Genomic DNA, 7016 nt, shown 5'->3' with positions numbered 1-7016 from the left:
CGCCCGCCCCCCCCCGGGGGGGGGGGCGGGGGGGGGCCCGCCCCGCCCCCCCCCCCCGCGGGGGCCGGGGGGGCCGCGCGGGGGTTTCCCCCCCGCCCCCCCGCCGGGGGCGCGGCCCTCGGGCGGTGGCTGCGGTCCGCGGTGCTGCGGTCCGCCGCGCTCCTCGCCCTCGTCGCGCTGTGGGAGACCGCCCCCCGGCTCGGCCTCGTCGACGCCACGTTCCTCCCGCCGGCCAGCGAGGTCGCCAAGGCCTGGTGGGGACTGCTGCTCGACGGCCAGCTCGGCGAGCACACCCGCGCCAGCCTCGTCCGCTCCTTCGGCGGCTTCGGCATCGCCGTCGTCGTCGCCGTCCCGCTCGGCCTGCTCATCGGCTGGTACCGCCCCGTCGCGGCGCTGCTCGGCCCGCTGCTGGAGGTGTTCCGCAACACGGCGGCCCTCGCGCTGCTGCCGGTCTTCGTGCTGCTGCTCGGCATCGGGGAGACCTCGAAGGTCTCCATCGTCGTGTACGCCTGCGTCTGGCCGATCCTGCTGAACACCATCAGCGCGGTGGGAAACGCCGACCCGACCCTGGTCAAACTCGCCCGGTCCATGGACCTGTCCACGCCGAGGCTCTTCCAGAAGGTGATCCTGCCCTCGTCCGTACCGGCCATCTTCACCGGCATCCGGCTGGCCGGCGCCGTGTCCATCCTGGTCCTCGTGGCCGCCGAGATGATCGGCGCCAAAGCGGGCCTCGGCTATCTGATCAACGCCTCGCAGTTCAACTTCGCGATCCCCGAGATGTACGCGGGCATCGTCACCATCTCCGCCATCGGGGTGGCCTTCAACCAGCTCCTGGTCACCATCGAACGCCGGCTCAGCGTGTGGCGCGTCCCCGCGTGACCCCCGCATGACCCCCGGGTGACCCGTCCTGAAGCCCCGTCCGGTCCACGCCCGACGTCCCGGCCCGCAGCCCCTTCGTCCCCCCGATCCGAGGAACACCACCATGACCGCACCCCGGACCCTCCACCTCAACGCCTTCCTCATGAACGCCGGCCACCACGACGCCGCCTGGCGCCATCCCGGCAGCAGCCCCGAACGGGTCACCGACCTGAAGTACTTCCAGGAGCTGGCCCGCACCGCCGAGCGGGGGCGGCTCGACTCGATCTTCTTCGCCGACGGGCTCGCCCTCTGGGGCAAGGCCCGCTACAACGCCCTCGGCGGGTTCGAACCGCTCACCCTGCTGTCCGCCATCGCCGCCGTGACCGAGCACATCGGACTGATCGCCACCGTCTCCACCACCTTCAACGAGCCGTTCCACCTCGCCCGCAAGTTCGCCTCCCTCGACCACATCAGCAACGGCCGCGCCGGCTGGAACATCGTCACCTCCGGCACCGTCGACGAGGCCCGCAACTTCGGTCAGGAGGAGCACCTGGAGCACAGCCTCCGCTACGACCGCGCCCGCGAGTTCCTCGACGTCGCCATCAAGCTCTGGGACAGCTGGGAGGACGACGCGATCGTCCTCGACAAGGAGCGCGGCATCTACGCCGACACCGACAAGCTCCACCCGGCCGCCCACCGCGGCGAGTACTTCGGCGTGGCCGGACCGCTGAACGTGCCCCGCTCCCCGCAGGGCCACCCGCTCCTCGTGCAGGCCGGCTCCTCCGAGGACGGCAAGGAGTTCGCCGCCCGGTACGCCGAGGCCGTCTTCACCGCCCAGCAGACCCTCGCCGACGGGCAGACCTTCTACAAGGACCTCAAGGCGCGCCTGGCGAAGTACGGCCGGGCCGAGTCCGACCTGCTCGTCCTGCCCGGCATCGCCCCGGTCATCGGCTCCACCGAGGCCGAGGCGAAGGCCCTGGAACAGCAGCTCACCGACCTCCAGGTGCCGGAGTACGGGCTCGCCCAGCTCTCCGGCATGCTCGGCACCGACCTCACGGGCCTCCCGCTCGACGGTCCGCTGCCCGAGCTCCCCGAGGAGCGGGACATCAACGGCAACAAGAGCCGGTTCACCCTCGTGGCCGAACTGGCCCGCCGCGACGGTCTCACCCTGCGCGAGCTGATCGCCCGCCTCGGCGCCGGCCGCGGTCACCGCGTCTTCGCCGGTACGCCCGAGCAGATCGCCGACCAGCTGGAGGAGTGGTTCACGCAGGGCGCCGCCGACGGCTTCAACATCATGGCGCCCGTGCTGCCCACCGGGCTCACCGCCTTCGTCGACCACGTCGTGCCGATCCTCCAGCGGCGCGGCCTGTTCCGTACCGAGTACACGGGGGCCACGCTGCGCGAGAACTACGGCCTCCCGCGCCCGGCGAACCGGTACGCCGCCACCGCCACCGCTGCGGCCGCCGTCGTCGGCTGAGCCCGCGGGCCGCCGGAGTCCCGTACTCCGGCGGCCCCGGCGTGTTCAGAGCGTCAGGACGATCTTGCCGCGGGTGCGGCCCGCCGCGCTGAGCTCCCAGGCCTTCGCGGCCTCGGCGAGCGGCAGCGCGTGCTCCACGTTGACCGTGAGGCCGCCCGCGTCGGCGAGCCCGGCGAGGAACGTCAGGTCGGCGGTGTCCGGGCGCACCCACAGCTGGTGCGCGCCCTTGGCGGCGGCCTCGTAGTCGGCGATGGAGACCACCCGGCTGCGCTCCTTGACGAGCGACTGGAGGATCTCGACGGCGCCGTCCCCGAAGAAGTCCAGGCCGGCGTCGATGCCTTCGGGGGCCAGCTCGCGGATGCGGTCCGCCATGCCCTCCCCGTAGAGGACGGGTTCCGCGCCGAGCGAGCGCAGGTAGTCGTGGTTGTGCGCGCCGGCCGTGCCGATGACGCGCAGGCCGAGGGCGACGGCGATCTGGACGCCGAAGGAGCCGGTGCCGCCCGCCGCGGAGTGGATGACGACGGTCTCGCCGGCCTCGAGGCCGACGCGGGTCAGGGACTGGTACGCGGTGAGACCGGCCAGCGGGAGGCCGGCGGCCTGCTCGAAGCCGAGCTCGCGCGGCTTGCGGGCCAGCGTCCGCACGGGGGCCGAGACGAGTTCGGCGTAGGTGCCGAGCTCGACCCACTCCTTGCGGACGTACCCGTAGACCTCGTCGCCGACGGCGAAGTCGAAGGTGTCGGGGCCGACGGCCTCGACGACTCCGGCCACGTCCCAGCCGGGTATGACGGGGTGGCGGACTTCGAGGATCGGGTCGAGGTATCCGGCGGCGAGCTTCCAGTCCACCGGGTTGACGCCGGCGGCCTTGACCCGGACCAGTACTTCGCCGGGGCCGACCTTGGGCTGCGGTACGTCAACGAGCACGAGGTCCGCGGGAGTTCCGTATGCGCTGTACGTGATGGCCTTCATGATCGTCCCCAACGGGGCCGCGGCCGGGCCTATTCCTCAGGCGGGCAGGCTGTTGCGGTGCGAGCGCCGCCGGGCCGCGCTGAACAGGGCCTGGATCTGCACCCCGGACTGTTCGACGTCGTCGAGGGGGGAGGGGAAGGGCAGGCGTACGTCGCGGTGGCCGCGGGCCTGTTCCAGGCGCAGGGTGATCCCGTACCGGTCCATGGCCAGCGGCAGGACGCGGACCACGGGCTCGGCGGGCAGCGGCCGCACCAGGCGCAGCAGCAGGGTGACGAGTTCGGCGTGGTCGTCGACGAGGTGCGTGAGCATGCCGGACTCGTAGGACGCGAGCGGGTCGGGGCAGGCGGCGTCGAGCTCTTCGAGGCCGACGGACGAGCGGCCCTGCGCGGTCTCCAGGACGGCCCGGCCGAATTCCATGCAGGTGGAATCGGCGCCTTCTTCCGTGTAGGGCGTGAGCAGACGGCCCGTGATCGTGACGCGGGCGCGCACCCGGTCCCGTACGGGGGTGGGGGCGATGTCGGTGAACTCCAGCCGGATCGAGGGCCGGTGCTCGCGGTCGCCGCCGGGTTCGGCGGGGTGCAGGTGCAGGCGGCCCATCGGGTCGCTCCCGTCGAGGTGGCGGACCTCGCTGCTCAGCCCGTCGGTGACCACGGTCATCGAGTGGGCCGCGGCCAGGACGGACCGGACCCGCTCGGCGTCGGTGGGCCGGCCGGCGGCCGGGGTGGCGGGGGCAGCACCGGGCATGGGCATGCGGATCTCTCCATCGTCCTGGGCGAGTGACTTAGGTATGCCTAACCTAACCCATTCGCTTCTGCGGGAGTACCCCGTGTCACTCGTGTCGTTGTTGGGCTGAACGGGTGAAACGCGAGAGGATGGGGGGATGCACATGAAGCGCACGGCCGAGGCGGCCCGGTGAGCAGGTACGACGTCACGGACGAACAGTGGGAGGGGCTCGCGCAGGTGGTCCCCCTGCGCAGTCGCAACGAGTGGCCCTCCCGGGTGGACCACCGCACGATCCCCACGGCGCCGGGGGCGGCCGCGGCGGAACAGCGGCGCTTCGTCGTGATCCGGGTCCAGGTCTTCGCCGACGCCCGGGAGGTGGCCGAGTACCTGATCGCGCAGATCCCGGTCCTGCTCGACCTCACCGGCGCGGACACCGAAGTGGCCAAGCGGATCCTCGACTTCAGCAGCGGCGTGGTCTTCGGGCTGGGCAGCGGGATGCACCGGGTCGACCGGAACGTCTTCCTGCTGGCGCCCGTCGGGACCGAGGTCGAGGGGATCGCGGCCGCGGCCGTCCCCCGATCGTAGGAAGGTCGCGTCGGCGGAACGGTTCGCCGTACCCACCGGGGGTCCGGCGGCCCGTACCGTCCGGCGCATGGACGCCACCCTGAACCCGCCGGGAGCCACGCCCCCCGCCCCCGCCGGCTTAGCCGGCCCCGCCGACGCGGCCGCGCCCGCACCCGCCGACGCGGCCGCCGCTGCCGCCCCCGCCCTCGCGCCGTCACCCGTCCGGAGCGCGGCACCGCACCGGCCCGTCGTGAGCGAGCTGCGGCTCTCCGCCTTCGGGGTGCACCGGGGAGCCGTCTTCGGGTTCGGGCCCGTGACGCTCTTCGCCGGACCCAGCGGCAGCGGCAAGTCCCAGGTCCTGGACGCCTGCGGAGCGCTGGCCGGGCTCGGGGCCGGGGCCACCCTGGAGCAGACGTTCCCCGATCCGCGGGGCCGGATCCCCGACCGGGCCCTGCCCGACGGCCAGGGGCGGCGCGGATTCCGCATCGGCTGCACCGTCGACGGCCCCGCCGGACCCGTCCGCCTCGACCTCGCCGTACAGGCCGAGCCCACCCTGCGCATCGTCGGCGAACGGCTCTCCGTGGACGGGCAGATCCTGCTGGCCACCGCCCTGCGCGACCCGGGCCGGCGGTCCGTGCAGGCCTCCTGGCTGACCGGCGGAGCCGTCGGCGTCACCCGGGCCCCGCTCCCCGACGACCGGCTCGGCACCGCCCTGCTCCCGCTGCGCGTGGCCGGCTCCACCGCCGGGCAGCGCCGGGTCCTGGCGGCCGCCGAGCAGGTGGTGGTGGCGCTGCGCTCGGCGTTCCCCTGCGACCCGCAGCCCGAGCGGATGCGCGCACCCGTCCCGCCCGGCGGGGGCCGGCTGCTGGGCGACTGCTCCAACCTGGCCGACGTCCTGCGCCGGACCCGCCACGAGTGCGGCACCCGCCACGCGCTGCTGGCCGCGGCGGCGCGGACCGGCTGCGCGGGCCCGGTGCAGGGGCTGGAGGTACGGGCCCCCGCCCAGGGCCCGGTCACCGCGCTGCTGGACCGCGGCGCCGCCGCGCCCGCCACCGAACTGGGCCGGCTCGGCGCGGGCGAGCTCCGCTTCCTCGCGCTGGCACTGGTCCTGCTGACCGGCCCGGGGGTGCTCGCCATGGACCCGGCCGCCGAGCTGCTCTCCGCCCGGCAGGCGCTGACCGTCCTCGCCGACGGCTTCGACCGCGGCCTGGACGGGCGGCAGGGCGCCGAACTGCTGCGGCTGGCCCTGCTGTCCTGCGGCCGCGGCCACGTCCGGCTGGCGGCGGCGGTGGGCAGGGAGACCGCGGAGGCCGCCCGTGCGACCCCGGGAGTCACGGTGGTAGACCTGACGGCATGAGCGATACGCGCGACACCGAGCCCTCCCCGGCGGGGCAGGAGCGACTGCACCGACTTCAGCGGCGGCTGGCCGAGTTCGCCGCCGCGCGCGGCTGGGAGCCGTACCACACGCCCAAGAACCTGGCCGTGGCGCTGAGCGTGGAAGCGTCCGAACTGGTCGAAATCTTCCAGTGGCTGACGCCGGAACAGTCGGCGAAGGTCATGGAGAAGCCGGAAACCGCCCACCGCGTGGCCGATGAGGTGGCCGACGTACTGGCGTATCTGCTGCAATTCTGTGAGGTTCTCGGGGTGGATGTGCTGGATGCGCTCGCCGCGAAGATCGAGAGGAACGAGCTCCGCTTCCCGGTGACCGGGCCTCCGGCATCGAATTGTCACTCTTCGGAGTGATGGCGTCGTCCACAACCATGTTTGTGTCCATAGATTTCCGAATACCCCTGGCTTTACTGGCCCATTGCCCTCACTCTGGGTAGTGGGAGAACGGCGGATGTCGTGCGGACGGGGGACGGCATATGGATGCGGTACGGCTCATCGCGGCCGGCCGGCACGCGCTGGCGCAGAGCGGGGCGGCGATGGACATCGTGGGCGAGGCCTGGCAGGCCCAGGCGCTCGCCCAGGGGATCGGGAGCTGGCTGGCGGTCACCGGGCCGCCGGAGCTGAGATCGGAGGCACGGGGACTGGGTGAAGCGGGGGGCAGAGGGTGCGGGGTGCTCGACAGAGCGGCCCTGCCGGGTGAGGGCGGTGCGCCCGACCTCCCACCGAGAGCCGCGCAGCTGACCGGGGTGGCGGATGTCCGCCAGGCCCTGCTCGGACTGCAGGCGCTGCTCGGCGAGGTGGGGATAGCCCTGGTCGGGGTGGCCTGCGCGACGGACGACGAAGGCCTGTACTGGCAGTGCATCGAGTCCATCGACGCGGCCGACGAATCGAGCGACCGGGTCCGGGGCGTCCTGCGCCGCCTGACGGTCCGCGAAAGGGGGTCCGCCTCCGGAGTGGCCTGACCCGGTGGCCTGACGCGGTGCCCCGGCGGCGGGCCGGCCACGAGGCCGGGGTCGTGGGGCCGGGGCCGGGGTTGAGC

Annotated in this window: 8 protein-coding genes; 6 read left to right on the top strand and 2 right to left on the bottom strand. The window is 73.7% G+C overall.

From position 1 onward, the window contains the following. Both ACFXA3_RS30180 and ACFXA3_RS30175 read left to right on the top strand, forming a co-directional pair. Positions 1-879, top strand: an 879-nt coding sequence (locus tag ACFXA3_RS30180) for an ABC transporter permease (RefSeq protein WP_385191766.1), incomplete at its 5' end; no start/stop codon positions are given. 103 nt (positions 880-982) lie between these two features. After that, entirely contained in the window at positions 983-2335 is a 1353-nt protein-coding gene (locus tag ACFXA3_RS30175; RefSeq protein WP_385191764.1) for an LLM class flavin-dependent oxidoreductase, read from the top strand. A gap of 45 nt (positions 2336-2380) precedes the next feature. Here ACFXA3_RS30175 and ACFXA3_RS30170 read toward each other — a convergent pair whose 3' ends face one another. Together ACFXA3_RS30170 and ACFXA3_RS30165 are read right to left on the bottom strand one after the other, a co-directional pair. Beyond that, complete coding sequence (locus ACFXA3_RS30170) at positions 2381-3301, bottom strand: NADP-dependent oxidoreductase (RefSeq protein WP_385191763.1); 921 nt, start codon at positions 3299-3301, stop codon at positions 2381-2383. A gap of 36 nt (positions 3302-3337) precedes the next feature. Then, complete coding sequence (locus ACFXA3_RS30165) at positions 3338-4051, bottom strand: DUF2470 domain-containing protein (protein ID WP_385191762.1); 714 nt, start codon at positions 4049-4051, stop codon at positions 3338-3340. 162 nt (positions 4052-4213) lie between these two features. Here ACFXA3_RS30165 and ACFXA3_RS30160 point away from each other — a divergent pair, with 162 nt between their 5' ends. From ACFXA3_RS30160 to ACFXA3_RS30145, 4 genes are all read left to right on the top strand, one after another. Beyond that, entirely contained in the window at positions 4214-4609 is a 396-nt protein-coding gene (locus ACFXA3_RS30160; RefSeq protein WP_327279092.1) for a cell division protein SepF, read from the top strand. Positions 4610-4676: 67 nt separating this feature from the next. Then, the gene (locus tag ACFXA3_RS30155) at positions 4677-5945 is read left to right on the top strand and encodes an ATP-binding protein (protein ID WP_385191760.1); all 1269 of its coding nucleotides are present in this window, start codon (positions 4677-4679) and stop codon (positions 5943-5945) included. Next, positions 5942-6331 (top strand): nucleotide pyrophosphohydrolase, encoded by a 390-nt coding sequence (locus ACFXA3_RS30150; RefSeq protein WP_385191759.1) that lies wholly within the window; start codon positions 5942-5944, stop codon positions 6329-6331. The genes ACFXA3_RS30155 and ACFXA3_RS30150 overlap by 4 nt, the downstream gene beginning before the upstream one ends. A gap of 122 nt (positions 6332-6453) precedes the next feature. Further along, positions 6454-6939, top strand: a complete 486-nt coding sequence (locus ACFXA3_RS30145) for a DUF6099 family protein (protein ID WP_385191758.1) — start codon at positions 6454-6456, stop codon at positions 6937-6939. The last annotated feature ends 77 nt before the right edge of the window (positions 6940-7016 follow it).

Origin of the sequence: Streptomyces sp. NPDC059456 (assembly GCF_042750055.1) — a bacterium.
In the GTDB taxonomy this organism is placed as follows: domain Bacteria; phylum Actinomycetota; class Actinomycetes; order Streptomycetales; family Streptomycetaceae; genus Streptomyces.
The sequence above is the reverse complement of the archived record's forward strand: the minus strand, read 5'-3'. Positions and strand labels throughout refer to the sequence as shown.

Bases quoted from the DNA above. Each gene is read 5' to 3' on its own strand.
- ACFXA3_RS30175 (WP_385191764.1), top strand. From the start codon at position 983: ATGACCGCACCCCGGACCCTCCACCTCAACGCCTTCCTCATGAACGCC.
- ACFXA3_RS30170 (WP_385191763.1), bottom strand. From the start codon at position 3,301: ATGAAGGCCATCACGTACAGCGCATACGGAACTCCCGCGGACCTCGTG.
- ACFXA3_RS30165 (WP_385191762.1), bottom strand. From the start codon at position 4,051: ATGCCCATGCCCGGTGCTGCCCCCGCCACCCCGGCCGCCGGCCGGCCC.
- ACFXA3_RS30155 (WP_385191760.1), top strand. From the start codon at position 4,677: ATGGACGCCACCCTGAACCCGCCGGGAGCCACGCCCCCCGCCCCCGCC.
- ACFXA3_RS30150 (WP_385191759.1), top strand. From the start codon at position 5,942: ATGAGCGATACGCGCGACACCGAGCCCTCCCCGGCGGGGCAGGAGCGA.
- ACFXA3_RS30145 (WP_385191758.1), top strand. From the start codon at position 6,454: ATGGATGCGGTACGGCTCATCGCGGCCGGCCGGCACGCGCTGGCGCAG.